Origin of the sequence: Enterococcus sp. AZ163 (genome assembly GCF_050498925.1) — a bacterium.
Lineage (GTDB): Bacteria > Bacillota > Bacilli > Lactobacillales > Enterococcaceae > Enterococcus_A > Enterococcus_A ferrettii.
This window is the reverse complement of record NZ_JBIPAO010000003.1, coordinates 66,083-92,587: the sequence shown is the minus strand read 5'-3', so window position 1 is coordinate 92,587 and position 26,505 is coordinate 66,083. Positions and strand designations below refer to the sequence as shown.

The window sequence follows — 26,505 nt, the reverse complement described above, 5'->3', positions numbered from 1 at the left end:
TCCTTATTTAGGTTTTACTATTCTTTCTTTTCCTCATCTTCTGCTGCAACAGAAAGGCCAAAAGCATTTGGTTCTCCGGAAAAGATCGTTTGATCTGTTGTTTTTTCTTCCCTGATTGGTGCTACATCATCAAACGTAATTTCATATGGGCTGGTCGTAATATAGCTAGTTAAGTCTGCTACTGGAATCAAACTCATTGTTTCGCTATTAGGCATCATCAGATTAATAGAGTCAATAATTTTTGTCTCATCGTTGATTTCATAAGTGACAATGTAAAAACGGGAATATTTATGCTCAACATTTAGAGAACGGCCTTCTAAGACTGCCTTTACTTCCTCAGGATCACTTAACTCTAATTCAATTTGTTCTGGCCTTTTGATAAATGTAAGACCGGATTCTTTGAATGCGGGTAGATTGATATCTGATAGGTCTACAAGATAATTTTTTTCCTTTTTGATGTCTCCGTCAAATGATTGTTGGATTCTGCGAGAATTTTTTACAATCAACATAAAGTTTTCTGATTCTTCACTTAAAGTAAATTGTAAATACTCCCAAGTATAGCCAGCTTTTTCAATTGTAAAATCAATACCAGCTTTTTGTCCAACTTTAGATACTTGATCATCAATGTGATTTCCTTTAGTCCAAGCGTAGGCACCACTAACATTCATTTTGGCTATTTTTTCTTTACGTTCGTCAAGGTATTGCAGATACCCTTTTAGCGTACCATCGACAATAGCTTGATAAATCACTTCACTTAGTTCAAATTTTTTCATAATTACCTCCAGTACTTTTAAGTCATATAGGTATTATACATCAATTTAAAAAGCAGAAACATTTTTTTTCGACTTTTTTTAAAGTAGAACTAATTCATTAAGTACATTGCTATATTTTCGAACAAAAAGAGATATCGAAACGAAAGCAATCTTTTTTAAAACGATTTTGAATTTTAAAACCCTTGTCGGAATTCTGGCGGGTAACTTTGTCAATTGCTATGTTTTTACTCGTTTCATCGAGTGTCAAAACACCGTTAAATCAACATTCTAACATCAAATGATATATGTGATTTATTCGAAATGGGTCAAAAACTCGTCCAAATGATGATATTCCCAGCCATTATTTTTTGTATAGATATTAAGTAAAAGTGAACCAAGAAAATTCCTATGACTTAGCAATCCTTTATAAATACCTTAAAAAAAGGAAAAAAATAAGATAAGATCATGAGAAAAGATCGTTAAATAGTGAGAAAGTATTCATTTAAGCGGCGTCTTTAGGTAAAATGAAATAAAGCTTCAGCTTTTAGCGAAAAAAAGGAATGAACGGTTTCTAAATGCAAAAAGGAGATTGAACTGTGAGAAAATGGAATAAGAAATTTTATCGCGATAAATATTTTTGGATAGGCTTACTCTGTATTACTCTAGCAGTAGTTTCCTATACTTATTTTAAGCAGCCTTTTCATTCAACCACGAGTACAAAAGACATAGAATCTTCAGAATTAGATGAACAGGTGAACGAAAAGATTGGTTCGGTTAGTGAGTTACGAGAGGCGTTTGAAGCTATTCAGGTTGGCAAAGAGGAAACAGGGGAAGGTGGAAGCACAAGGAAGCAGGTCAATTCTTCTCTAGGTTCTCCCAATATGAAGATGGAAGATTATTTGGAAGGCGAAAAGGTACTTACGTATACTTGGCAGAATTTTTCTTGGGAATCACCTATGCCTATGCTCAGTGTAAGTTACAAGAATGATAAGGTCGTCAATAAAAATTTATACTTTAGTAATGAAAAAATGAAAGATCAAATGTTCAATCAAGCGGATTTTGATGCTTTGCAGTTAATGGACACGTATACTCGAGAGGATTTGGTTGAAATTTTCGGCTATCCCGACATGGAATCAGTTGCGCAATCTGAAATGGGTGTGTATGAGTACTATAACTGGTTTCGTTCAAATGGCATCTACAGCATTAATTTGCAAGATGATCAATTGAAGGAAAAGAGACACAATACAGACTGATGACAAAATTATTAGTTGATGTCTGGAAAAATGCTGTTTCAACAGTAGTGGAGTTCCTCTTTGATAGGACAATTAAATGAAATAAAGATTTTTGAACAAACAGACAAAACTCTGCTTTTTTCAATTTATTGACGTTAAAGTGATCAATAAGAGCAGCAAGCCCAACGTGATATATTACCCGTAACTAGGACAAAGAAATAATTAAGTCTTAGCTACGGGTATTTACTGTGGGGAATTGAAAAAATGCACCGCACGGCAGAGAAAAAAGTCCGAATTGTTGAACTGCATCTGAACAGTGAACTTAGCCAAATCTAAGCAGCCTAGCAATAGTTCATTTACGTTATTCATGTATACTTCCCGAACAGTACTATCAATAGTAAGTATTGTCTTAGTGCATTCTCCCAGTATCTTCACATTCCAAAATTATTTTTTTCTCATGTACCAGTAGAGATATTCAAATTTAAAAAATAGCTTTAAAAGCAATTAAGCAGAAGACTTTTCAAGTCGCAACCCTCTTGAGAAGTAGTTGCCGTCTATAACCCTACTTAGTATAGATTATTGCTCATTTTCAAAAAGTTCTAGAAGCTGTATTTATTTAAAACTAGTGCGGTCATTTCTTCAATGGATTCTTCACAAACATTTTCTAACCAAAGCTTTACCACAGCTGTTATTCCTGTTCTAAAAAAAATCGAATTATATTTTAGGAAATCATTGTGTCGCTCGCCTGTTTTTTCGTCGTGCTCTTTAAAAAGCAGTCCTTTGGTTGGATTAATTTTAAAATAAGCTTGGTAAATTTTCGGATTTTTTTTAACGTCTGCAAACAATTCAAAAAATGCTTGCTTTAGTCCTACACTATCACCTGCTAAGTTGACCATGTAAAGGTATTTATCTTCTATTTCAGTAGTTATTTTTTCACTCAAATCATAAATGTCTATAAAATGAGCATAAAATGTAGAGCGGTTTATCTCCGCTAATTTACATAATTGAGCAACTTTAATTTCGTGTAACTCCTTGGTTTGAAGCAACAAAATAAAATTTTTTTTAATTCTCTTTACTGCGGATTCTCGACACATATTCTTCACCTCGTGTACCAACACTTTACCCAATTCTGTTGATTGTATCGTCTTTTTTTCAGGAGTAAGATAAATACATAACAAATTAAGGGGTGCTTATTATGAATAATTTAAATGACAAAATCGCAAACACTGTATCTTCAACCAACAAAAATATAGCCGACAAGCTTATGTCTACTAATGACAAAATTGCGGATACTGTTATCGCTAGTCACAATAAAATAGCTGATAAATTTGTAGATACTTTTTTGAAAAAAGAGAATGAATCCACAGAAGATGCTCAAAAACGATTAAAAGAAGAAAATATCAAAAGAAAAAAAGTGCAATCGGAAAAGAAAATAACACATAAAAGCAAATAGTTATCCAACACTAGAGATGACAAAATTGAGCATATTTTGGGTAGTCATTTAAGCTTTTCTACTAAGATGATTTTAAATTTCCTGTTCGGAAATTGAAATCATCTTTTTACTTGTGTCACCGCTTCTTTGGCAATTATACTTCTAGTTTATTCGTAGATGTTTCCTGCTGCGAAAGGTATTCTTTAGCTTCCTTGTTAACAGTTTTTAGATCACAGCCTTGTTGTTTAGCAGCGAAAACACAGCCGCAGTAGCATTGACGGTAAACGTCGTATTCTTTGCACAGCTCGATAGACCGCTGATAGCCAGAATTTTTTTTGAAATCACTTGGCAAGTAATTGGTATCGTAGATTTTTTGGATATCCATTCCGATCTGATTAATCAGCTGACTATTTTTCTTTGGAGAAATCGTCAAGGCACTGCCAAAATAATCATAGCCCCGTTCGAGTGCTTCTTTGGCGGCTAAATCTAAGCGCATGTTAAAGCAGGCGGTGCAACGTTTCCCACCTTCTTTTTCTTCGGCTAACTGATTTTCTTGAACCATTTGAATAAAGGCGTTGGGTTTGTATTCATCGACGATTAAATCAACCTGTTGGCCGGTAGCTTTATTAAAGTCATCAATAAACTTTTTCTGGACCAGCATCCTTCTTTGATATTCGCTGGCAGGATGGATGTTGGAGTTTGAAAAGAAGATTGTCACATCGGCATATTGGGTCAAAAATTCTAAGGTATAGGTGCTGCAGGGTGCACAGCAGGAATGAATTAGAATTTTGGGACGAGCATGTTGCTGCTGCCAGACACTAATCATTTTTTGTAATACTCGGTCATAGTTTATTTTTTGGTTTTTCATGTTATCAACAATTTCGTTAGCGTTAATAGGGCTCATCGTTTCACTTCCTCGTTGATGATTATAAAGTAAATTGGATAATTTAGAAAGAGAGAATTTCTGTTAACTTCGGACCTAAGACAGATAGTTAATTTGTGAAAAAAAACGTATATTGTTTGTGAGAATGAAAGGAGTTTTGGCATGAAAAAGTTTACATTAATCGGGATGTTGATGGGAGTTTTTTACTAGCTAGGTGCTCTACAGCAACTAAAGAAGTGAAAAAAGAAATAGATAAGCAGATGGATATTGGTACTGGTGAGGTACAGTTGTTAACAAATGAAATTTCGCCTGAGAACAACATTATCGGGTTCATGGTGACTGATTTTGATGAAGAGAAAACAACTTTTGTCTATGTTGCCAATCAGCAGGTACTGGCTGATTCATTAAAGAATAATCAAGAGTATTCTATTGGCATAGAGAGATTAGAAGATGCACATTCCACAGATTATAAATCAAAAGTACAGTTTTACCAAACCGAGGACGACACTGAAAACAACGAAAATGTGACTTTGTTTAAACAAGTAAGATGTACAGTGAAATAAAAAGAGAGCTGAGGAGAAATCTTATAATGGATTTCTCCTCAGCTTTTTTACCTCAACTCAATGACTTCTTCAGAATCCTTATCAAAGAAGTGGCTCTTATTCAGGTTAAAGGCCAAATCGATCATTTTACCTGGTTGATGGAAGTCGCGAGCATCGACCCGGGAAATGAACTCGGTATCGCCCACCCGGGAGTAAAGCATGGTTTCAGCACCCAGCAATTCAGAAACTACGATTTCGGCTTTTACTGTTGCATCTGGTGTGGTATCAATAGCGATTTGTTCGGTATGAATGTCTTCAGGACGAATACCAAAGATCAGCTCTTTGTCTTCGTAACCTTTTTCTATCAGGCGTTTGTTTTTGCCTTCAGGAATTTTCAAAGTCAGTCCTTGATTATCAGTAATGATGCCTTTAGACAGAATTACATTGAAAAAGTTCATAGCTGGTGAGCCGATAAAGCCTGCTACGAAAACATTTCTAGGCGAATTATAGACTTCAATTGGTGAGCCGATTTGTTGGATGAAGCCATCTTTCATAATCACGATGCGATCGGCCATGGTCATGGCTTCAGTTTGATCGTGAGTTACGTAAATCGTGGTCGTTTTTAAGCGACGGTGCAGCTTAGCAATTTCTGCCCGCATGGCTACCCGCAGTTTAGCATCTAAATTGGACAAGGGTTCATCCATTAAGAAAATCTGCGCGTCCCGAACGATTGCCCGTCCCAAGGCCACCCGTTGTCTTTGTCCCCCAGATAGAGCGGCTGGTTTTCGATCCAAGTATTCGGTTAAACCTAGAATTTCTGCCGCATTGTCCACCCGCGATTTTATTTCCTCTTTATTGATTTTCCGCAGCTTCAGGCCAAAAGCCATATTGTCGAATACTGTCATATGAGGATACAAAGCATAATTCTGGAAAACCATAGCGATGTCGCGGTCTTTAGGTGCTACGTCGTTCATCAATTTTCCGTCAATTAAAAATTCACCTTCTGAGATATCTTCTAGTCCTGCGATCATTCGCAGAGTAGTGGATTTTCCGCAGCCGGAAGGACCGACAAAGACGATAAATTCCTGATCTTTTACAGCTAGATTAAAATCAGTGACGGAATATGTTGCGTTGTTGTCGTATTGTTTATAAATATTTTTTAAAGCCATTTCAACCATTGGTGGTTCCTCCTTTTATTTACCCTTCGACGATTCTTTTCCAAATTTTTCCAAACTCCAGTCAGAGCTTGGTGGGATATCGCTTTCATTTAATTATGAAGCAAAATCTTCTTTGTTTGAAAAAGCCTGCAAAAGCAGCTACCTACTTTTTATCACAATTGCTTTCGATCAAAAATAGCTTTTAGAGCTTTCCTTTAATTTGTTGCGACATACCTTAAATTTGTTCATTACTTCTGCTGATGGAAAGCGATATCATTGTTTTCGAAAGGAGTTGAAGGAATGCAGAAAAAAAAGAAAGCTGGATTTTGGCAGAATATATGGCGGTATAAAGCCTTGATCTTAATGGCTTTGCCGGGGTTCATCTGGTTTATATTCTTCTTTTATATACCAGTCTTTGCCAATGTGGTGGCCTTTAAGAATTTTCACATTTCACCGAATGGGTTTATTGACAGCCTGATGACCAGTGAATGGGTAGGCTTTGATAATTTCAAATTCTTGTTTGCTTCACAGGATGCTTGGTTAATTACCCGAAACACACTGTTATACAACATTGTTTTCTTGGCATTTAATTTGTTCTTCGCAATCGCTTTTGCGATTATTATGAGTGAACTGCGCAATAAGAAATTTGTAAAGGTTTATCATACAATGTCTCTTTTGCCGTATTTCTTATCTTGGGTAGTTATCGGGTATTTCGTTTATGCTTTCTTGAGTCCAGATAAAGGGATTATCAATCATTGGCTGACCAATGCCGGAAAAACCCCGATTAACTGGTACAGCGATCCAACGTGGTGGCCGCTGATTTTTGTTATCATGAATGTTTGGAAAAGTCTGGGCTACAATAGTATTATCTACTATGCTTCCGTGATGGGAATTGATCCGACGTATTATGAAGCAGCGATGGTGGATGGTGCCAGCAAGTGGCAGCAGATTAAAAACGTGACTATTCCGCAAATTGTACCGATGATGCTGGTGCTTTTAATCATGAACATCGGCGGGATCTTCCGAGCTGACTTCGGTATGTTCTACAATGTACCCCGTAATTCTGGTGCGTTGTATCAAGTAACCTCTGTTTTAGATACTTACATCTATAATGGGTTGACCTCAACGGGAGATATCGGAATGTCGTCGGCAGCCGGCTTGTATCAGTCAGTCGTCGGAGCTGCATTATTATTAATTGCTAATTTTGTTGTTAGAAAAATCGAACCGGATTCAGCACTATTCTAAGGAGGAATTCAATGAAAAAGAGAAAAGTAAACAAAGTTGAAGTTCGTTCCTTTAATCCGACGGTCAATTTAATTTTCAATATAGTGATTGCCTTGTTTGCGATTTCTTGTGTATTGCCATTCATCTTTGTCATCATGATTTCGTTAACTCAGGAAGCATCGCTGGCGGAAATGGGGTATCGCTTTTGGCCAAAAGAATTTTCAACGGCAGCCTACAGTTACATTTTTGCGGGGGAAATGAGCAAGAAAATTTTTCAGGCCTTTGGAGTAACGATTTTTGTTACGGTTTTAGGAACATTAGTAAATGCGTCGATGACCTCGTTGTATGCTTACGTTATCTCACGGTCCAATTTTCCGTTTCGCCGTTTCTTTACCATTTTTGCTCTAGTAACTATGCTGTTCACACCTGGGATGGTTGCCAATTATTTAGTGGTTAAGAATCTGTTAGGTCTGAATGACACGATTTGGGCGTTGATTCTGCCATTGGCCTTAGGTCCGTTCAATATTCTGGTAATGCGTTCTTTCTTTAAAAAGACAGTACCAGACAGTATTATTGAGTCTGCTCGTATTGATGGTGCCAGTGAAATGCGTATTTTTAGGAGCATTGTTTTACCGTTGGCGGTTCCGGGCATTGCGACAATTAGTTTGTTCGCGGCTTTAGGATATTGGAATGACTGGTTGAATGCCTTGCTGTATATTCAAAGAGATAATTTGGTTCCATTGCAATATTTACTAATGAAGATTCAAAATAATTTGGACTTTCTGGCAAGAAATGCCGGCTTAGGTGCACAGATTCAAGGTGGCTTGGCAGCCCTGCCGAGTGAGTCTGCTCGGATGGCGATTGTGGTGGTATCAACCTTGCCGATTGCTTTAACGTATCCATTCTTCCAACGTTATTTCGTTGGAGGCTTAACTATTGGCGGTGTCAAAGAATAAACGAATAGAAAGAAGTGGAATGATGAAAGCGTGGAAAAAAGTACTAGGGATAGCAGCAATTGCTTTAGCAACAGTCGGTTTGGCTGCTTGCGGCGGATCAGATGACTCAAAGGGAGCTGGCGGTGGTGATTCCAAAACCTTGTTAATGTATCAAGTGGGGGATAAGCCGGATAACTATGATGAATTAATGAAGATTGCCAACAAGCAAATCAAGGATAAGATTGGTGTAACCATCGACCTGCAATATATCAGCTGGGGAGACTGGGACAAGAAAATGCCAACGATTATTAACTCAGGAGAAAGCTACGATATCGCTTTTGCTTATCAATATGTAGCCAATGCGCAAAAAGGTGCTTTCGCCGATTTAACTGAACTTTCACAAACGCATGCTAAGGAATACATGGATCAACTGCCCGAAATGTACAAAAAGGGAAACGAAGTCGATGGCAAATTGTATGCGATTCCGGTATACGGCAATACTTGGGCACAGCAGGTGTTAACCTTTAATGATCAATTCGTGAAAAAATACAATTTAGATATCAGTAAAGTTGATGGTTCTTATGAATCTGCTACCGAAGTATTGAAGCAGTTTCATGAAAAGGAACCAAACATTGCTGCTTTTGCAATTGGTCAAAACTTTAAAGCTTCCGGCAACTTTGATTTTCCATTAGGCAAGGATTATCCTTTTGCGGTGAAATTGGATGCCAATGGTTCACCGAAAATTGTGAACCAGTACGAAGATCCTGAATTCCAGAACAATTTGAAGGTCCTACATCAGTGGTACAAAGCTGGTTTGATTCCTTCAGATGCGGCTACGGATACACAAGCTTATCCATTAGAAGGCAACACATGGTTTGCCCGTGAAGAAACTCAAGGGCCATTGGATTATGGTGATACGATCTTGTCACAGGCTGCTGGTCAATCATTGACTTCTCGTCCCTTAACTTCTCAATTGAAGACTACGGCTCAGGCACAAATGGCAAACTTTGTTGTTTCCAATACTTCGAAAAACAAAGAAAAAGCGGTAGAATTCTTGAATCTGTTAAACACAGATCCTGATTTGTTAAACGGCTTGGTTTGGGGAGTGGAAGGTGAAGCTTGGGAAAAAGTTGGCGATAAAAAGATCAAATTACTGGACGGTTACAAACCAAAAGCGCACATGGATGCTTGGAACACGGGTAACAACATGCTGCTTTATACTTCTGAAACTGTGACAGATGAAATGATTCAAAAACGTGATCAAAGTATTGAAACAGCAGAGACTTCGCCAATTCTAGGCTTCAACGTGAAAACGGACAGCTTCAAAACAGAATTGACCAATATTATGAATGTGATGAATCGTTACGCAGCGAATTTGAATACTGGTTCAATTGACCCTGAAGAAAATCTGCCAAAATTAATTGAAGAATTAAAAACTGCAGGCTGGGACAAAGCTCAAAAAGAAATGCAGGCACAACTGGATCAATATATGGAAGAAAGCAACTAAGGAATACTTAGGCTGTAATAGAAATAGGATGAATTAGAAAAACGTGCTTGGTTCCAAGAGGGTACTTGAACTCTTGGGCCAAGTGGTAAGTTCCTAGCTTAAAGGCTTCTGTCATGGTCGCTGTTCTTAATTGGAATTCGTGGTAGTATATGACAAGTGTTTAAACCTTAGTTTATAACAGCCTTGTGAACTAAGGCTTGAACATTTTCAAAAAAATGATGAGGTGAAGGTTATGGCAAGCAGCGGGGTTCAAAGACTGTTCTATGTGATATGGACCATTATCAAATTAAATCTTTTTTTCCTTTTATTTTCACTAATGGGGGGACTGGTTTTAGGCATCGGACCGGCATTTCAAACGATGAATGATTTGCTGACAGAGCAAGGAATGAACTATCAAGAAATTACCTTTAAGCGCTTTTTAACCGGCTGGAAGTCGAACTTTAAGCGAGGAAATCTACACTTTGGATTGTTTGCAGTACTTACTTTGGTGTTAGTCTATAATCTCTATTTGGCGGCGCAAATTCAAGGCTTGCTTTGGCTGATTATTGCTGTCTTATTGTTCTTTGTGCTGCTTTTAGTGACGGTGCTGTTTCTCTATATAACGTTGTACGAAACGAGCTACGAGATTTCCAACGTCAATCTGCTGAAGCTGGCTTTTATCAGTGTTTTCTTAAATTTTGGTGTTTTCTTGAAGGTGCTCTTTGGAGTGATTAGTATTTTAGCAGTCACTTGGTACTTTAAAGGTTTATTCTTGTTTGCGACCTTTGCATTGCTGATTATCTGGAGTGGTTATGCTACTAAGAGCAATCGCCAGTTAGTGGATCAGAAGTTGGCTGTCAATGGATAAGGGTGGATTCCGTTTGACTAAGAAAACTTATTTAATGAATCGATTGATGCGAGTATACAGCCTTCTGTTAGTAGGAATTATTCTATTAACGGTGGCTGCTTTGTGCGTTTTTACTGCGGATTCCAATTACAAGAAGCTGATGAGTGAAATGAACATCTTGGAGAATCGAATTCACAGTTATGCAACGGATAAGGACACCACCATGAGTTATCTTTACATGGAATTAGCTAGTTCAAATGCGGCGGTAGATAATGTGCGCAAGTATTTGAATTTGTCGCCCTCGGAGTATTTTGAATTTACCCAAAAGTATTGGGATGATTATCAGAAGGATACCCGGGTTTCTTCTACGATTAGCGGCTTTTTTACTGCTTTTCCGGATCTGGAAGAGCTATATGTCACATTGGATGGTTCAGAGAATTATTTGAAGGCTGACCGAAAAAATCACAATGGACAGAAAATGCAGGGAGAACTGCCGGAAAAAAATGGCTTTTTGATTAATCGTCCCATTGTTGATCAGTACAGCTTTCAAACCATTGGCCAGATTTATGGTGTTTTTTCAGAATCGGCGGTGCTGGGCAACTCAGCTCAGTCGTTGATGGATGAAGGAATTGATGTATTTATCGTCGATAGTGCGGATCAAGTAATGTTTTCTACTCATCATCAAGTGACGGCTGCTGAATACAAAACACTGGTGAAAGGGATCGAACGTCACAGTGCAGTTCCCAAAATAATTCACAAAAATTACTATGTGCTGGATCGGAAAACCAGTAAAGCCTACTCCTACGTTCTAGTGGCAAACAAAAACGTTCTTTGGTGGAAAAATCTAAAAACCTTCAGCTTAATAATTTTGTTGGGCTGTTTGTTGGCTAGTGTTTTATTACTGGTGCTTCACCGAACCTTCAAACGCTACTTCCGGCAGGTGGAAACGATTGTGGCTATTACTCACAGTGTAGCGGAAGGGAACTTTCAGGAAAGAATCGATCTTGCCTTGGTTCAGGATGAACTTTTTGATCTTTCCCAGGCGATTAATTTTATGATTGGCAGCTTAGATCAGTATATTAAGGAAAATTACGAACTGGAAATTAAACAGCGGGATGCTCACATGCGGGCGTTGCAATCGCAAATCAATCCACATTTTCTTTATAATACGTTGGAGTATATTCGGATGTATGCTTTGAGCAAGCAGCAAAAAGAATTAGCTGATGTAGTGTATGCTTTTTCGGCTTTGCTGCGAAATAATACAACTCAGGAAAAAACCACAACGTTGAAAAAAGAATTATCATTCTGTGAGAAGTACGTTTATCTTTATCAAATGCGATATCCCGATCGAGTAGCTTACCGGTTTACGATTGAAAAAGAATTGGAGCAGCTGGTGATTCCGAAATTTAGCCTGCAACCGTTAATAGAAAATTATTTTGTCCATGGAATTGACTATACTCGCAATGACAACGCGATTAGTGTGAAGGCCTTTTTTGAAGGGCAAGATATCGTGATTCAGGTGATCGATAATGGGAAAGGTATGGAGGACGGAGCGTTAAAGGAATTGCGGCAGAAGCTGTTCCTGCCAGAGAATCTTCAGGATTCATCGATTGGAATGCGCAATGTCTATGAGCGCTTGAAGAATTCCTTTAGCTTGGAATTTACGATGCACATTGACGCACAGTTGAACCAGGGGACTATCGTGACTATTCGGATTAAAGGGGGGAAAGCTCTTGTTGCATAAAGCAATGCTAGTAGACGATGAATATATGATTTTAGAGGGTCTGAAGCAGATTATTTCTTGGCAGGAGCTGGGCTTTGAAATTGTTGCCACAGCTCGAACGGGTCTCGAAGCGTTGGATTATTTGAGCAGGAATCCGGTAGATTTGATTGTGAGTGATATTACCATGCCGGAAATGAACGGCATTGAGATGGTTGGGGAAGCGTACAGCCGCGGCTATGAATTTGCAGCGATCTTTCTGTCTGGCTATCAGGAATTTGAATATGTCAAAGAGGGAATCCGCTTGGGTGTGAAGGACTATTTAGTGAAGCCGGTTGATCAGGAGGAATTGACCGAAATCGTCAAGAAAATTCAGCAGGAGTTAAAGGAAAAACAGCACCGTAAGGAGCAAGAGCAGCTATATAGTGAAAACAGCATCGTTCGTTGGCTCAACGATGATCTAAATGAGCATGATTTTTTTGAGCTGATGGAGAGTTTTGGCACACCAATCCAAGGACCTTTTACGGTAATTAAGATTTTAAGCGAGGCGGATCAATTGCTGGCGATTATCCAGCAATTGAAAACCAAAAACCAACGATTGATTATCACTGGAGGTCCGCAGCAGGATCAGCAAATTACCTTGATTTTTCAAGGAGATGCCGAGAAGTTGAAACGTTTTTTAGCTGATTTGAAGCGACAGTATGGTGGACGAGTTGCCTTTTACACAGGGGAGACTATTCTAGACTGGGAGAATGTATATGAAAGTTATGAGAAGGTCTTGCAGATTGAGGAATTGAATAATTTTTATCCCGATTTGCTGCCGAATCAGAAGCTGGAATTGGTAGAGAACTTAAATGAGCAGGAGTTTTCTTTTCTGGTGTTTAATAAGTCTCTGATGATCGGCGATGCGAAAACAATTCAGCAGGAATTGGATAAAATATTCGAAGAAGTTCACAGCCAACACCTGCAGCCAGAAAATGCCCGTTATATTGCTTTCTTGTTGTTTACTGATATTTCCCGGCAGTACCCCACCGTTACTAAGGTGATTTATGAAGAGACAATCCAAAAAATTCGTCAAAGCACCACGGTCTACCAATTGAAGCAGGTATTGGAGGATGTACTGCACATGGTCAGTGAACAGCCGGTAGAAAAGCAGATTTCTGAAGCAACTCAGGAGGTGATTGAACTGGTGCGCATGGATTATACTCAGGATCTCACACTGAAGATGGTGGCCGATGAATTACATTTGAATGCTGTTTATTTAGGTCAGCTGTTCAAAAAAGAAATGCACAGCAGCTTTTCTCAATATCTCAATCAGGTACGAATTAAAAAGGCTCAACAGCTTTTACTGTACAGCAATCAGAATATCAATGAGATTGCTGATGAGATTGGCTACAACAACACCAACTATTTTTCGAAAATGTTCAAGAAGCTCAATGGGATCACTCCAAAGGAATTTCGTGAGCAATATTTTATGGATTATTCCAATGTAAACAGCGAGGAGGAAAACAAATGGCTTTAGCCGTATTTGATATTGGTGGAACTTCAGTGAAGTATGCTCGCTGGCAGTCCGATCAGCTGTCGCAAAAGGGCAGCTTTGCTACACCGGAAACTTTTGAGGAAATGGTTCTGGCTATGAAGGAGAGGCTGCAGCAAATTCCGAAGGTCACGGGGGTGGCGATCAGCTCTCCTGGAGCAGTGAATGTGGCCGCTCGTCAGATTGAAGGGGTAAGCGCACTGGGGTATTTGCATTTTCGGCCCATTTTTGATGAGCTGGAAGCTGAACTTGGTCTGCCGGTAACCATTGAAAATGATGCCAACTGTGCTGGAATTAGTGAAATGGTGCTAGGTGCTGGACAGCACGCTAAGCATGCAGTGTTTATCATAATTGGAACCGGTATTGGTGGAGCAGTGTTTATTGATCGTAAGCTTCACAAGGGGCGTCATCTCTTTGGGGGAGAATTTGGCTTGATGAAGCCGTATGGTCAAACGATACTGAGCAAATTGGGAACAGCGGTTAATACGGCTAATGCTTTTAGCCAAATTACGGAAATCCAACTAACAGGCATGGAGTTATTTGCTCGCGCAGATGCTGGCGACGAACAAGCAAAGCAATATTTAGCAGCCATGTATGATGCAATTGGCTTGACTCTCTATAATCTGCAGGTGGCGCTTGATCCGGAAATCGTTATGATTGGAGGCGGCGTTTCAACGCGGGAAGATGTGATTACGAATATTAAGGAACGCTTGTATCATTATTTAGCTGCTGAATCAGTGGAAGAAATAATGCCCGAGGTAGTTGCCTGTCAGTATCAAAATGATGCTAATTTAATCGGAGCAGCGATTCATTTTGAAGCGGTTATGAAATAGGAAAAGGCCGAAAAATCTTTGATGGGATTTTTTCGGCCGATTTTTTATTTGCTCAGCGAAAAGGGGAAGTCGCTTGTTTTGTATTCTTTAGGATGAGGTACAATGCCTAGCTGATAGTCAATTTTTCCACCAGTCATCAAATCATCGTGGGTAAAAAACAGTTGCTGGTGAGGGCGATCATTTCGTTTCGTTTGATGGATAAATTGCTGTTGTCGCTGATTTGGAGAGGTTGTAATGGTTAATTTTTCCCCCGTTGACAAAATCAGGACAGCTTTCTTGACCAATGGCATGCCAATCACATATTCACCAGTACCAGGACTAACCGGGTAAAATCCCAGCGAGTTGAAGATGTACCAGCCGGCCATGCTGCCGTTATCCTCATCGCCAGGATAACCGTCAGTATCGGAACTAAAACACTCGGTTAACAGATTTTTGATCAGGGGCTGAGCCATTTCTGGTTTGCCGACATAGCTGAACAAATAAGGATAGTGGAAGCTTGGTTGATTAGAAATCGCCAGCTGGCCAAATTCGACTGCAGCCATTTCGCTCATCTCATGAATTTCAAAACCATAACCGGCTACATCAAAATCCGGTGACTGATTACAAAGCGCAATCAATTTTTCAGTGAAGGCCGTTTGTCCTCCCATATACTGAATTAAGCCCTGGAAATCCTGATATACAGCAAAACTGCTTTGCCAAGCGCTGCCCTCTGCATAATCTCTACCCCAACGAATTGGTGAAAAGTCCTTACGAAAATGCCCTTCTGCATCTTTCGCCCGCATTAATCCGACAGCTGGATCGGAAATCTGCCGATAATTCAGCGACTGCTGAGCATAAGTTTGAGCCATTTCCTTGTCGCCTAATGTTTTTGCTACTTGGCTGATACAAAAATCACTGTAAGCATAATCCAGCGTGTGATTAACCGATTCATGATAACTGCTGGGAACATACCCGTATTTTAAATAATCCAGGGTCCCTTGGCGACCGTAATTGGCGCGTTCACTTTGAACGGTAGCCCCCTTTTCCATAGCTTTTAAAAAGCGGGGCATTAAATCCGGTCGAATATTTTTCACTGCAGCATCGGCAATTACCGCATCAATTAAAGTTCCGGGCATTAAACCACGTTCATCTGGTGACAACCATTTTGGCAAAAAGCCAGTTTCTTCGTAGCTGTTTAAAAAACCTTCCAGCATTTCCCCATATTTCTCCTGAGCAATCAAAGAAAATAAAGGATAAACCGTCTTGTAAGTATCCCAAAAACCATTGTTAGTATACAACACACCAGACTGAACTTTGCGATTAAAGGTATCATAGTGAATCTTATGACCTCTTGCATCAATCTCATAGAAGGTTTGTGGGAACAAAAAGATTCGATACAAGTTGTGATAAAAGGTTTTTGTTTGCTGCGAATCCGGGTGTTCAACCTGAATGCGATTGAAATAAGAAGTCCATTCTTGTTGACTGGTCTGCAAAAATTCAGCTAGGGATTTTTCTTTTTCTCGTTCCAGATTTAATGCAGCTTGCTCTTGGCTAATAAAAGAGGTACCTAAGTGAATCGTTTGCTGTTTAACAGAGCCGAAATCTAATTTAATAAAAGTGTCACTGTCTTTGGTAGTTTTAACAAAAGATAAAACGGGTTCAGCAAACTGAAAGGTTAAGTAAAAGGTAAAGTCTTCATCCTCACATCCGCTGAAATTAACAATACTTAACTGCAGTTCAGAATCATTTATCTGTTGAACATCTTTCATACCAGGTAATGTCAATAGAAGTCCATTTTGTTCTTGACTGAAAGTTAATTCTAAAATAGCACCATACATGCTAGGAACCAAGATGGAATCAATACCGTAGTGCAATTGATTAATTTTTAACTGATAAGGAGCAAAAACTGCTTCCTCTGGACGGTAAGAGCTTTGGGCATGGAATAAAGAAATATCTGCCAGCTCCCCGCTAAATGGTGTCATTAGCATGCGGCTGAAATCTCCCATCCAAGGACTTGGCTGATGGGTTAAGCGATAACCTTGGAAAGTTCGATCATTGGGATGGAACCACCAGCTGCCATTTTGGTCGGTCGTTTGCGGTGCAAAATAGTTCATGCCAAAGGGAACGCCAGTATATGGCAGGCAGTTGCCTTTGGAAAAACTGTGCTGGTTGGCGGTTCCATGACGGGTATCAATCGTTTTAATCATTGGTTGCATACTCCTTTGTTGAGTTTCGGGTAATTAAGGTTACGTCTACTTTGCGGCTGTCCGGCTGCTGCCCGGTTTTAATCCACGCTATTAAGGACTGACCAGCTAGGGCTCCGATTTCTTTAAAATTTTGAGAAATAGTTGTTAATGCCGGATCTACCAATGAAGCGGCTTGAATATCATCAAAGCCGATTACTGAAATCTGCTGCGGTAACTGGTAGCCGCCCTGTTTTAACACTCTCATCGCTTCAATCGCAACTAAATCGTTTTCGCAAACTAAAGCAGTGATCCCATTTTTTTCTACATACTCAAGTACGTTAGCTGGATTGGCCAGCTTTTCTTCTAAAGTAGTGTGAAAAGTCAATTGCTGCTCTTTTAGGCTGCGGATATACCCTAAATAACGCTGCCTAGTCGATTGTGGTGGATGGAGATGACCAAAAATATAAGCAATTTGAGTATGGCCTTGTTCAATTAAGTAGTCACAGGCGGCCTTGCCTCCAGCTAAGTTATCCGAAAGTACTGTTGGCAGATCCAAGTCGTGCAGCTGTTTGTCCAACACGACAATTGGAAATTGCTGGAAAGAAAGATCAAATAGCAAATCCAGATGCTGGCTTTCATCATCGGCATAATAAATCATGCCGTCAAATTCCTGGGCAATATCACTGGCTTGATGACTGGTTAGAAAGTCAAAATTCGTCATCATCACTTCAAATTGTTCCTCTTGAACCACTGGCAGCAGTCCTTCTGAAAAGTTTCCTAGAGACAGATCATTGGAAAAGGGCAGTAAAAACAAAATCCGTTTGGTTGAATTTTTTTGTGGAGACGGTTCTTTGACAAAGCTGCCTTTTCCCCGTGTTCGTTCAATCAGCCCTAATTGCTCCAACTCAGTCAAGGCCCGCTTAGACGTGATCCGGCTGACACCGTAAGTATCGGACAGTTCTTTTTCGGTAGGAACCTGACTGCCGAGAGGCAAGGTTCCATTGCTGATTTGTTCTTTAAGATCATTGAGAATCGTTTTATATAAGGGTTCCATGGTCTCCTCCTATTTGATATATCATATCACTATCTTAACATACTTTTGCTTTCTGTAAATAGTTAAACAAATATTGGTGAAAGCGTAGACAATGATCGGTTATTAGGATATAATCAATTGCGTAAATGATATATCAAATTACAAAAAGGAGACAGAATATGACCTACAAAGATATACCAAAATCCATCGTTAGCTTTATGGAACAAATTACTGAGAAATGTGGAAGTGAACATACTGATTGGGCAGAAAATTTTAATGCGGCCTTTGCTAACACTCTTCTGACAACAGTAAAACGTCAGGAGGATGGCACGACGTTTCTATTAACGGGAGATATTCCAGCGATGTGGCTGCGGGATTCAACGGCGCAGGTTCGACCTTATTTAGTAGTAGCTAAAGAAGATTCTGATTTGGCAGATATGATTGCTGGGTTGGTGAAGAAACAATTTTTTTATATAACTATTGATCCTTATGCCAATGCTTTTAACGAAACCGCGAATGGGGCGGGCCATCAAACTGACCACACAGAAATGAACGACTGGATTTGGGAAAGAAAATATGAGATTGATTCTCTTTGTTATCCCGTTCAGCTAGCTTACTTGTTATATAAAAACACAGGTAGACAGGATCAGTTTAATGCTGATTTTGTTAGAGGCATTGACAAGCTTTTGACAGTTTTTGAAACAGAACAAGATCATAATCAATCGCTGTATTCCTTTGAACGAGAGACTACTCGTCAAGAAGATACACTAGTTAACCAAGGTCGAGGAGCGGAGGTTGTTCCTACTGGTATGACTTGGTCTGGATTTAGACCAAGTGATGATGCGTGCCAATATGGCTATCTGGTTCCTTCGAATATGTTTGCAGTAGTTATACTGGGGTACTTGGAAGAATTGTTCACTGAAGTATTGAAGGATGAAGAGGTTGTTGCCCGAGCCCACAAGTTGAAAACTGAGATTCAAAGTGGCATTGAGGAATACGGCCGAACAATTAACCAAGCTGGAGAAACGATTTTTGCCTACGAAGTGGATGGTAAAGGCCATGCCACAATCATGGATGACAGCAATGTACCAAATTTAATTTCGGCTCCTTACTTAGGCTATGGTTCAATAGACGAGTCAACTTACCTTGCTACCCGTAAGACCTTATTGAGTAAGGAAAATCCTTATTTTTATGAAGGAAAGTTTGCTAAGGGGATCGGGTCCTCCCATACGCCGGAAAATTATGTTTGGCCAATTGCTTTGGCAATGGAAGGCATGACGACCAATGATAAAGGTGAAAAGGAAAGAATTTTGAATCAGCTGGTTGCAACTGACGGCGGCACTCATTTGATGCACGAAGGATTTGATGTAAATAATCCAAATCAGTATACGCGCGAATGGTTTTCGTGGGCTAATATGATGTTTTGTGAGCTGGTGATGGATTACTTTGATATACGAGTAGAAAAATAGATGAGGAGCATTTCAATGAAGAAAAAAGTATATATCATCTCGCATAGTCACTGGGATCGTGAATGGTACATGGCTTACGAGCAGCATCACATGCGTCTAGTTCAGCTGATGGACGATTTGTTGGATTTAATTGAACACGATCCAGAATTCCACAGCTTTCATTTAGATGGACAAACAATTATACTGGACGATTATTTGCAGGTACGTCCGGAAAGAAAAGCAGCAGTTCAGCGAGCAATTGCCTCTGGCAAGCTGCAAATTGGCCCCTTTTACATTTTACAGGATGATTTTTTAATCAGCTCTGAATCAAATGCGCGGAATATGCTGATTGGTATGGAGGAAAGTAAAAAGTGGGGAACACCGGTGATGCTGGGTTATTTTCCCGACACTTTTGGTAACATGGGACAAACACCGCAAATGATGAAGCAAGCCAATTTAGCTGCGGCTGCATTTGGTCGTGGGGTGAAACCGATTGGCTTTGATAACGAAGTTTTGGAGGACCGCTATACTTCACAATATTCTGAAATGAACTGGCAGGGACCAGATGGAACCGAGATTTTTGGGTTGCTGTTTGCTAACTGGTACAGCAACGGGAATGAGATTCCGGCAGAAGAGACAGCGGCGAAAGCTTTTTGGGACCAAAAATTGGCAGATGCAGAAAAATATGCTTCAACGGATCATTTACTGATGATGAACGGTGTTGATCACCAGCCGGTACAAAAAGATATATCAAAAGCAATCACATTAGCTAATAAATTGTATCCAAACTATGAATTCGTTCACTCTAGTTTTGCTGAATATTTAGAAGCTGTTCAAACAGATTTACCAGAAGAAATTGGGCAGGTAACTGGAGAATTGACCAGTCAGGAGACCGACGGCTGGTTTACTTTAGCCAATACGTCATCTGCCCGAGTTTATTTAAAGCATTGGAATACCAAAGTCAGCCGTCAGCTGGAAAATATCACGGAACCGTTGGCTTCGATGGCTTTTGAAGTTACTGGAGAGTACCCTCATGATCAGTTGGATTATGCTTGGAAAACCTTGATGCAAAACCATCCTCACGATAGCATTTGTGGATGCTCCGTGGACGAAGTACATCGAGAAATGCTGCTGCGTTTTGAGAAAGCCAATGAGGTGGGGAAATATTTGGCAGAGGAAGCAGTTGAACAATTGGTTTCAACGATTGATACTAGCGATTTTCCTGAAGGCAGTTCCCCTTTTATCGTGTTTAATACCGCCAGTGCAGCAAAAAGCGATCCTGCTCAGGTTGATCTTGAGTTGAAGCGGATTACGTTTCAAGAGCAGTATCCTTCTGATGGCTATGAAACTTTAGCGCAAGAGGCAAGGAAGCAATACCATGTCATTAATCAAACGGGTCAGACGATACCGGCTGTAATTAGTGAAGAGCGGATTCGCTTTGATTACGATTTGCCGAAGGACCGTTTCCGCATTCCGTACATGGAAAAATATGTGACTGTAACTATTGACGTGAAGGATTTACCGCCTTTCTCTTGGGAAAGCTTTAGCTTGGTTGAAGGGGCTGTAGATGCGATGGAAGGCAGCTTAATTAAAGAAGAAGGCCGTGTTTTAGAAAATGGACAGGTCAAAGTAACGATTGCTGGGGATGGCTCAATCAGCTTAACAGACAAAGAATTAGGTCGGACCGTGAATAACCTGCTGGTTTTTGAAGATGTTGGCGATATTGCTAATGAGTATATTTTCAAACAGCCGAAAAATGATCAAGCGATTTTATCGACATCCTTTGATTATCGGATAGAAGTTTTAGAAGATACGCCGTTGACTGGGAAAATTCGTTTAGTCCATGAGTTGAAGATTCCACAAGCAGCAGAGGATTTACTCGATTTGGAACAGCAAATGGTGGTTGATTTTAGAGAGCGAAAAGCACAGCGTTCAGATAAACGGATTCCATTCATTTTGACAACAGAGATAACGCTGGATAATCATAATCGGCGGGTGAATTTTGAAACGAGGGTCAATAATCAGGCAAAAGACCATCGTCTGCGGGTATTGTTCTCTACGATGATCACAGCAGACACTCACGAAGCTGACAGTATTTATGAGACGGTTGTCCGGCCAACTAAGCCATCTAAGCATTGGGAAAACCCAGCTAATCCGCAGCATCAGCATGCTTTTGTTAATCTGCATAATCAACAATATGGGCTGACGGTTTCTAACTTTGGTTTAAATGAGTATGAAATTATTGATGATACAATTGCCTTGACACTTTTACGAAGTGTCGGTGAAATGGGTGACTGGGGCTATTTCCCAACTCCTGAAGCGCAATGTTTAGGAGAGCATACCTTCAGCTTTGGGGTTGAATTGCATGGCGAACCGGCTAGTCGTTACCAAACCTATAAGCAGGCTCATAGTGCACAAGTTCCATTAACTACCCGACAAACTAATGTTCATAGTGGACTATTGAAGGCTAGGCACAATTATTTATTGCTTGAAGAAGATCGCTTTGAAGTAACGGCTCTTAAACGGCGCAAGGAAGACGAGGCCTTGATTCTTCGCGGGTATAATTTGAGTGATCAAGCGACAAACTTATTCGTAGAAAAAGCTGGTCAAGCCCCTGCCTATCAATTGAATCTATTGGAGGAGCGCTGTGGAGAATTTGAAGCAACCCTTCAGCCTTATGAAATCAAAACGCTGGAAATGAAGGAGTAAAAAGTATGTACTTTGGCGGTATCGAAGCTGGTGGAACAAAATTTGTTTGTGCCGTCAGCGATCAACAACAGAATATCATTAGAAAAGTTAGTATACCTACTACAACACCGGAAGAAACCTTAACGAAGGTTTACGCATTTTTTGATCCTTACGAATTAGCAGCGATGGGAATTGGTTCTTTCGGGCCAATTGGGATAGACCCTGCAAAAGACAATTATGGCTATATTTTAGCTACGCCTAAGCCTGGTTGGGCTGATTTTGATTTTCTTGGCAGCATTAAAAAGCATTACTCAATTCCAGTGGCTTGGACGACGGATGTCAATGCGGCAGCTTATGGTGAACTGAAGAAGGGGGCTGCTCAAGGGGAAAAAAGCTGCATCTATTTGACTGTGGGAACCGGAATTGGCGGCGGTGTGGTCGTCGATCAGCAAATCTTTTCGGGAATTGGTCATCCTGAAATGGGCCATATGCATGTTAAGCGTCATCCCGATGATAATTTCGCGGGAAGCTGTCCGTATCACAAGGATTGTCTGGAAGGCTTGGCAGCCGGACCTTCGCTAGAGGCTCGCACTGGAATCAAGGGACAGGACTTGCCGGAGGATCATCAGATTTGGGATTTGCAGGCTTATTACATTGGACAAGCATTAATGAGCTATGTATTGACTTTAGCACCGGAAAAAATTGTATTAGGTGGTGGAGTAATGAATCAAGAGCATATGCTGATGAAAATACAACAATCCTTTGTCGATCAAATGGCTGGATACATGGAAACACCAGCTGCCAGCGAGTATATTGTTCGCTGGGGATTGCCTAACGAAAGCGGAATTCTTGGCAGTCTTTTATTGGCGGAAGAAGCATCAAAATAAGAATTGGAAGCTGAGGAAAGAGCAATGCGCTTTTAGGTCAGCTTCTTTAGATAGAAGGAAACGGTTATGGAAAAAATAAAATGCACGCTGCTTGCTGAAACAAAAGTCACACAAGAAGTCCAACATCGAGTGACGAAGCTATTTGTGGAGCTAGGGTATTATTTTGTGAATGACCAGGAAAATACTTTTTGTTTGCAAATAGATTCAGAGCTGGGGATGAAGGCTAAACTTGAATCTACTCGTATTCTAGGAGGGAATCCAGCGATTCTGTTTCGAGGAGCGGTTCGAGTTATTTTGAGTCAATTAATGGAAAATAATTGGCCAGAAATACTTCAGCCTCAACTGGAAGAACGGATTGTAATGCTGGATATTGGTCGAAAATATTATCCGTTAGTCGAACTAAAACGTCTGGTTCGTAGTATGGCGTTGTTCCAGTTCACGCATTTACAGCTGCATTTTTCAGAAAATGAGGGTTTTGGTATTGAATCGCTGCGGTATCCAGAGATTGTTTCAGCAGAGCATTTAACTCAAGCTGAGATCAAGGAATTGATTGCTTATGCCAAACAATACTATTTGGAACTCATTCCAGATTTAGACTCGCCAGGACATTTGCAGCAGGTTTTGCGCCATTATCCACAGTGGCAGCTGCCCATGAAGGATAGCGAACGTGACACGAAAGCAGTAGATATTTTAAATCCGGAGGCCACAGCGTTCATTCATGCTATTTATCAGGAATTTGCAGAATTATTTTACGAAAGCCGCTATTTCCATATCGGTGCCGATGAGTTTGTCGATTTCGATCTGCTTGAAAACTATCCTGAATTGAAAAAGGCTGCCTCGAAACATTTTGGAAAATCCGCTAGCGGAATTGAGACCTTTATTTCCTATATAAATGATCTAGCTGCTTATGTAAAAGGACTTGGTTTTACAGTACGTGTCTGGAATGATGGTTTTTATAGAAGTAATCGTCAGGAACAGGTTCACTTAACTCAGGACTGTGAAATTTCTTATTGGACCCGCTGGAATCAACACATGGCACCGATCGAAAAGTATTTCGAAAAAAATTATAGCGTCATCAATCATAATGACAATTTCTTTTATTATGTTTTGGGTGAAGCGGCGGGTTACAGTTATCCTACCTACGAAAAAATTAATGCGGAATTTCAATTAACCACATTTGCTAATGGTCAACGAGTTATCAACCTGACCCAAACTAAAGGCATTGCCATTTCAGTCTGGGCAGATGTTCCTGAAGCTAAGCAATCTCGCGAAGTGATTAATGACATTTTCTGGCTGCAGGCTGCACTGAGTGAAAAAGTTTATGGTGATAAACAGAAAAAGACCGACTATCAAAAGCTGTACGATAGCTGGTCAGCATAAAGGGGGGCTTCACGAGCTTTTTTCGTGAAGCTTTTTAACTGTTTATTTGATAAATGCGGCTTTGCTCGCCCCAAGGATGGAAGCCGTCGCCAATATAGTCAAACCCCATTTTTTCATAAAGTCCGATATGATCGGTACACAGATAAAGCTTCTGATAGCCTAATTTTCGCGTGTCCTGCTTGATTTGTTCGATAAGCCACCGACTCAATTGCTTCCCGCGATGCGCTTCATCAATAAAAAGTGCACAAAGCCAAGGTGTTAAATCCATCCGACTGATAAAATCATTCGGCATTAATCCGGCACAGCCAATTATTCTCTCTCCATCTATTAAGGCATACCACATTGGCAATGCTAGTTCTGGACTAACAGCATGAGCCAAACAATTAAGGTAAACGGGGTTGCTTTCCTTAGTACCCCATTTAGCCTGTAAATAGTTTGTCAACTCATTTTTTATTTCTGGTGATTCTCGTAAGTTTAGAAGCTTCATTTTTTCACCTGCTTTTTCTTTGATATATTTATTGTAGAAGAGGCGTGATGCAATGAATAGTGATACGATGGTTCGATTTTATTTTGTATAGTGAAAAATAGTTTTTTGGCAGAATGCGTATATTAAACAGGGGAGATACTAATCAAAATTATAAAGTATATAAAAATATATACTTTTGTGATAAGATAATTATGAAATTGGAGGATACATCATGCCAATGACTGGTAAAGACCTATTGCGTTTAGCAAGAAAAAATGGTTGGCAAATGATCAGACAAAAGGTTTCCCATGTTAGATTAAAGCATTTTGAAACTGGAGAAAAGGTAACAATTGCTATTCATGCAAATAAGGATTTATCTAAAGGAACTGAGCAAACACTGCTAAAACTATTAAATCTAAACTAAAGTTTTACAAGGAGGTTTACCATGGACCAGCAAGAACTTGTTTTTGCCATGCGTATTAGTAGATTGGCCGAAGACGATTATCTCATCGATTATCCTTTTACTGGAATGACAATTGCTGCGAGCGCGGAAACGTTAACGGAAGCAGTTGGGGTGGCGAAGAGCTCGTTGGAATTTACGCTGTTTGATATTTATGAAGCCAAAGAGCCTTTTCCAGAGATGGGTGAAGAGGCTCTTTCAGAGTTAGAAAAAACGAAGGAAGATCATCAATACATTACGTTAATCGCGACTAATTTGACGGCAATTTTGAAAAGGTTCAGCGAAGAACCGGTTAAGCGTATGGTCTCCATCAAAAAATATCAGGATTTCTATCTGAACAACAATAATATCAGTATTTCTAAATATGTGCAGGAAAAAATTGATCAGGATATTCAGAAAGTATAATATTGTTTTCTTTGCATCAAATGTCCTCTTTAAAATTGGAGGGCTTTTTTGTTTGTTCCACTATAACAAAGTTTTTTAACGATTAAGCATGCGCGCTGCACTCAAGGCAAGTAGGGAGACTTGATAGTGATGAATAAAAACAGTTAAGCAAACGAAAAGCTTCAGCCGAAAGTGAAGAAAGCAGCTTGAACTAGATGGAATAAAAGTAAATAAATCGTGAGCAGCGATTGCTCGAAATTGAATAGGAAGATAAGTGGTTAATTGATGGTAATCACATAAATAAAGCGATCTAAGAGACAATCCCAGTTAAACTATACGTCAAGAAGTATATAGTTTAACTGGGGTTGTTTTACTGTTTCAATAATCATTCGGAAAATGAACCACAATGAACTTAACGACCTTATTGGTTTGATTATCCCAGTTGTGATCCAAGGTTGAAAAATAGTGAGCAGAGTCGCCAGGGTACATCTGATAACTTTTACTATCCAACTCCAGCGTAAGAATTCCTTCCAATACATAGACAAATTCTTCACCGTGGTGAGGATAGGAAGCAGGAAATTCACGATCCTCGTGAGGCATTATCTCAATTAACTTCGGTGCCATTTGTTTGTCCTCAGGAGCAGGGCTAAGCTTTTTGTAGATCATATTGTTTAAAATCCGCAGAACTGGTTGATCATAGCCGCGAATAATTGGTTCACTTTCTTCAACATCCTCAAAAAAATAATTGATTTTTACATCAAATATTTCGGCGATGTTTGAGAGATGCTCCACTGCAATCGTGGTAATTCCTCGTTCAAATTGTGACAAAAAGCCGGTAGACAGCCCGGTAGCCTCAGAAAGCTGCTTCAAGGTAAAGCCCCGTTCTGTACGCAATGCTTTTACTTTATCTCCAATATTCATGGTGTTCCTCCTTGAAGTTATTACTATTAGTATAACGCAAAATACCCTAAATGCCTATGTGGTCACACTCGTGAACGAAAACGCCATCAAAAA

General features: G+C 39.8%; 24 protein-coding genes. 16 read left to right on the top strand and 8 right to left on the bottom strand.

Annotated features, from left to right (window positions below; genetic code table 11):
- Window positions 1–17: 17 nt before the first annotated feature.
- Window positions 18–773, bottom strand: coding sequence for a hypothetical protein (locus IGI46_RS22065; RefSeq protein WP_207704581.1), 756 nt, complete (start codon window positions 771–773; stop codon window positions 18–20).
- Window positions 774–1,348: 575 nt separating this feature from the next.
- Here IGI46_RS22065 and IGI46_RS22060 point away from each other — a divergent pair.
- The gene (locus IGI46_RS22060) at window positions 1,349–2,005 is read left to right on the top strand and encodes a DUF3862 domain-containing protein (RefSeq protein WP_429974274.1); all 657 of its coding nucleotides are present in this window, start codon (window positions 1,349–1,351) and stop codon (window positions 2,003–2,005) included.
- A 578-nt stretch (window positions 2,006–2,583) separates the two neighbouring features.
- On the opposite strand, the gene IGI46_RS22055 is transcribed toward IGI46_RS22060, so the two are convergent.
- Complete coding sequence (locus tag IGI46_RS22055) at window positions 2,584–3,111, bottom strand: TetR/AcrR family transcriptional regulator (RefSeq protein ID WP_429974273.1); 528 nt, start codon at window positions 3,109–3,111, stop codon at window positions 2,584–2,586.
- A 68-nt stretch (window positions 3,112–3,179) separates the two neighbouring features.
- Here IGI46_RS22055 and IGI46_RS22050 point away from each other — a divergent pair, with 68 nt between their 5' ends.
- The gene (locus IGI46_RS22050) at window positions 3,180–3,437 is read left to right on the top strand and encodes a hypothetical protein (RefSeq protein WP_429974272.1); all 258 of its coding nucleotides are present in this window, start codon (window positions 3,180–3,182) and stop codon (window positions 3,435–3,437) included.
- Window positions 3,438–3,570: 133 nt separating this feature from the next.
- Here IGI46_RS22050 and IGI46_RS22045 read toward each other — a convergent pair whose 3' ends face one another.
- A complete protein-coding gene (locus IGI46_RS22045; protein WP_429965713.1) occupies window positions 3,571–4,320 on the bottom strand; it encodes an epoxyqueuosine reductase QueH in 750 nt (249 codons plus the stop codon).
- Window positions 4,321–4,535: 215 nt separating this feature from the next.
- Here IGI46_RS22045 and IGI46_RS22040 point away from each other — a divergent pair, with 215 nt between their 5' ends.
- On the top strand, window positions 4,536–4,862 hold the full coding sequence (locus IGI46_RS22040; RefSeq protein WP_429974271.1) for a hypothetical protein: 327 nt from the start codon (window positions 4,536–4,538) through the stop codon (window positions 4,860–4,862).
- Between the two features lie 47 nt (window positions 4,863–4,909).
- On the opposite strand, the gene IGI46_RS22035 is transcribed toward IGI46_RS22040, so the two are convergent.
- Window positions 4,910–6,019, bottom strand: a complete 1,110-nt coding sequence (locus IGI46_RS22035; protein WP_207704114.1) for an ABC transporter ATP-binding protein — start codon at window positions 6,017–6,019, stop codon at window positions 4,910–4,912.
- A 279-nt stretch (window positions 6,020–6,298) separates the two neighbouring features.
- Between IGI46_RS22035 and IGI46_RS22030 the strand changes: the two genes are divergently transcribed.
- From IGI46_RS22030 to IGI46_RS22000, 7 genes are all read left to right on the top strand, one after another.
- Window positions 6,299–7,243 (top strand): ABC transporter permease, encoded by a 945-nt coding sequence (locus IGI46_RS22030; RefSeq protein ID WP_207704113.1) that lies wholly within the window; start codon window positions 6,299–6,301, stop codon window positions 7,241–7,243.
- Window positions 7,244–7,254: 11 nt separating this feature from the next.
- Window positions 7,255–8,178 (top strand): carbohydrate ABC transporter permease, encoded by a 924-nt coding sequence (locus IGI46_RS22025; RefSeq protein ID WP_429974270.1) that lies wholly within the window; start codon window positions 7,255–7,257, stop codon window positions 8,176–8,178.
- A 22-nt stretch (window positions 8,179–8,200) separates the two neighbouring features.
- Window positions 8,201–9,664, top strand: a complete 1,464-nt coding sequence (locus IGI46_RS22020; protein ID WP_429974459.1) for an ABC transporter substrate-binding protein — start codon at window positions 8,201–8,203, stop codon at window positions 9,662–9,664.
- 232 nt (window positions 9,665–9,896) lie between these two features.
- Window positions 9,897–10,511 carry a YesL family protein gene (locus IGI46_RS22015; protein ID WP_429974269.1) on the top strand — a complete coding sequence of 205 codons (615 nt, stop codon included), beginning with the start codon at window positions 9,897–9,899 and terminating at the stop codon, window positions 10,509–10,511.
- Entirely contained in the window at window positions 10,504–12,234 is a 1,731-nt protein-coding gene (locus IGI46_RS22010; protein WP_429974268.1) for a sensor histidine kinase, read from the top strand. The genes IGI46_RS22015 and IGI46_RS22010 overlap by 8 nt, the downstream gene beginning before the upstream one ends.
- Window positions 12,224–13,732 carry a response regulator transcription factor gene (locus tag IGI46_RS22005; RefSeq protein WP_429974267.1) on the top strand — a complete coding sequence of 503 codons (1,509 nt, stop codon included), beginning with the start codon at window positions 12,224–12,226 and terminating at the stop codon, window positions 13,730–13,732. Before IGI46_RS22010 ends, IGI46_RS22005 begins: the two co-directional genes overlap by 11 nt.
- Entirely contained in the window at window positions 13,723–14,580 is an 858-nt protein-coding gene (locus tag IGI46_RS22000; protein ID WP_429974266.1) for an ROK family protein, read from the top strand. The genes IGI46_RS22005 and IGI46_RS22000 overlap by 10 nt, the downstream gene beginning before the upstream one ends.
- A gap of 44 nt (window positions 14,581–14,624) precedes the next feature.
- On the opposite strand, the gene IGI46_RS21995 is transcribed toward IGI46_RS22000, so the two are convergent.
- Together IGI46_RS21995 and IGI46_RS21990 are read right to left on the bottom strand one after the other, a co-directional pair.
- Window positions 14,625–16,766, bottom strand: coding sequence for a GH92 family glycosyl hydrolase (locus IGI46_RS21995; protein ID WP_429974265.1), 2,142 nt, complete (start codon window positions 16,764–16,766; stop codon window positions 14,625–14,627).
- Window positions 16,759–17,799, bottom strand: coding sequence for a GntR family transcriptional regulator (locus tag IGI46_RS21990; RefSeq protein ID WP_429974264.1), 1,041 nt, complete (start codon window positions 17,797–17,799; stop codon window positions 16,759–16,761). Before IGI46_RS21990 ends, IGI46_RS21995 begins: the two co-directional genes overlap by 8 nt.
- A 158-nt stretch (window positions 17,800–17,957) precedes the next feature.
- On the opposite strand from IGI46_RS21990, the gene IGI46_RS21985 reads away from it, so the two are divergent.
- The 4 genes from IGI46_RS21985 (at window position 17,958) to IGI46_RS21970 (ending at window position 24,181) form a co-directional block, all read left to right on the top strand.
- Window positions 17,958–19,247: a glycoside hydrolase family 125 protein gene (locus IGI46_RS21985; protein WP_429974263.1), complete on the top strand. Its 1,290-nt coding sequence runs from the start codon at window positions 17,958–17,960 to the stop codon at window positions 19,245–19,247.
- A 15-nt stretch (window positions 19,248–19,262) separates the two neighbouring features.
- The gene (locus IGI46_RS21980) at window positions 19,263–21,935 is read left to right on the top strand and encodes an alpha-mannosidase (protein ID WP_429974262.1); all 2,673 of its coding nucleotides are present in this window, start codon (window positions 19,263–19,265) and stop codon (window positions 21,933–21,935) included.
- Window positions 21,936–21,940: 5 nt separating this feature from the next.
- A complete protein-coding gene (locus IGI46_RS21975; protein WP_429974261.1) occupies window positions 21,941–22,801 on the top strand; it encodes an ROK family protein in 861 nt (286 codons plus the stop codon).
- Between the two features lie 66 nt (window positions 22,802–22,867).
- Window positions 22,868–24,181: a family 20 glycosylhydrolase gene (locus IGI46_RS21970; protein WP_429974260.1), complete on the top strand. Its 1,314-nt coding sequence runs from the start codon at window positions 22,868–22,870 to the stop codon at window positions 24,179–24,181.
- 34 nt (window positions 24,182–24,215) lie between these two features.
- Here the strand turns inward: IGI46_RS21970 and IGI46_RS21965 are convergent, their stop codons facing one another.
- Window positions 24,216–24,668 carry a GNAT family N-acetyltransferase gene (locus IGI46_RS21965; RefSeq protein WP_429974259.1) on the bottom strand — a complete coding sequence of 151 codons (453 nt, stop codon included), beginning with the start codon at window positions 24,666–24,668 and terminating at the stop codon, window positions 24,216–24,218.
- A 211-nt stretch (window positions 24,669–24,879) separates the two neighbouring features.
- Here IGI46_RS21965 and IGI46_RS21960 point away from each other — a divergent pair, with 211 nt between their 5' ends.
- Window positions 24,880–25,071, top strand: coding sequence for a type II toxin-antitoxin system HicA family toxin (locus IGI46_RS21960; protein ID WP_429974257.1), 192 nt, complete (start codon window positions 24,880–24,882; stop codon window positions 25,069–25,071).
- A gap of 21 nt (window positions 25,072–25,092) precedes the next feature.
- Window positions 25,093–25,512, top strand: coding sequence for a hypothetical protein (locus tag IGI46_RS21955; protein ID WP_429965729.1), 420 nt, complete (start codon window positions 25,093–25,095; stop codon window positions 25,510–25,512).
- Window positions 25,513–25,869: 357 nt separating this feature from the next.
- On the opposite strand, the gene IGI46_RS21950 is transcribed toward IGI46_RS21955, so the two are convergent.
- Complete coding sequence (locus IGI46_RS21950) at window positions 25,870–26,412, bottom strand: helix-turn-helix domain-containing protein (RefSeq protein WP_207704101.1); 543 nt, start codon at window positions 26,410–26,412, stop codon at window positions 25,870–25,872.
- Window positions 26,413–26,505: the final 93 nt, after the last annotated feature.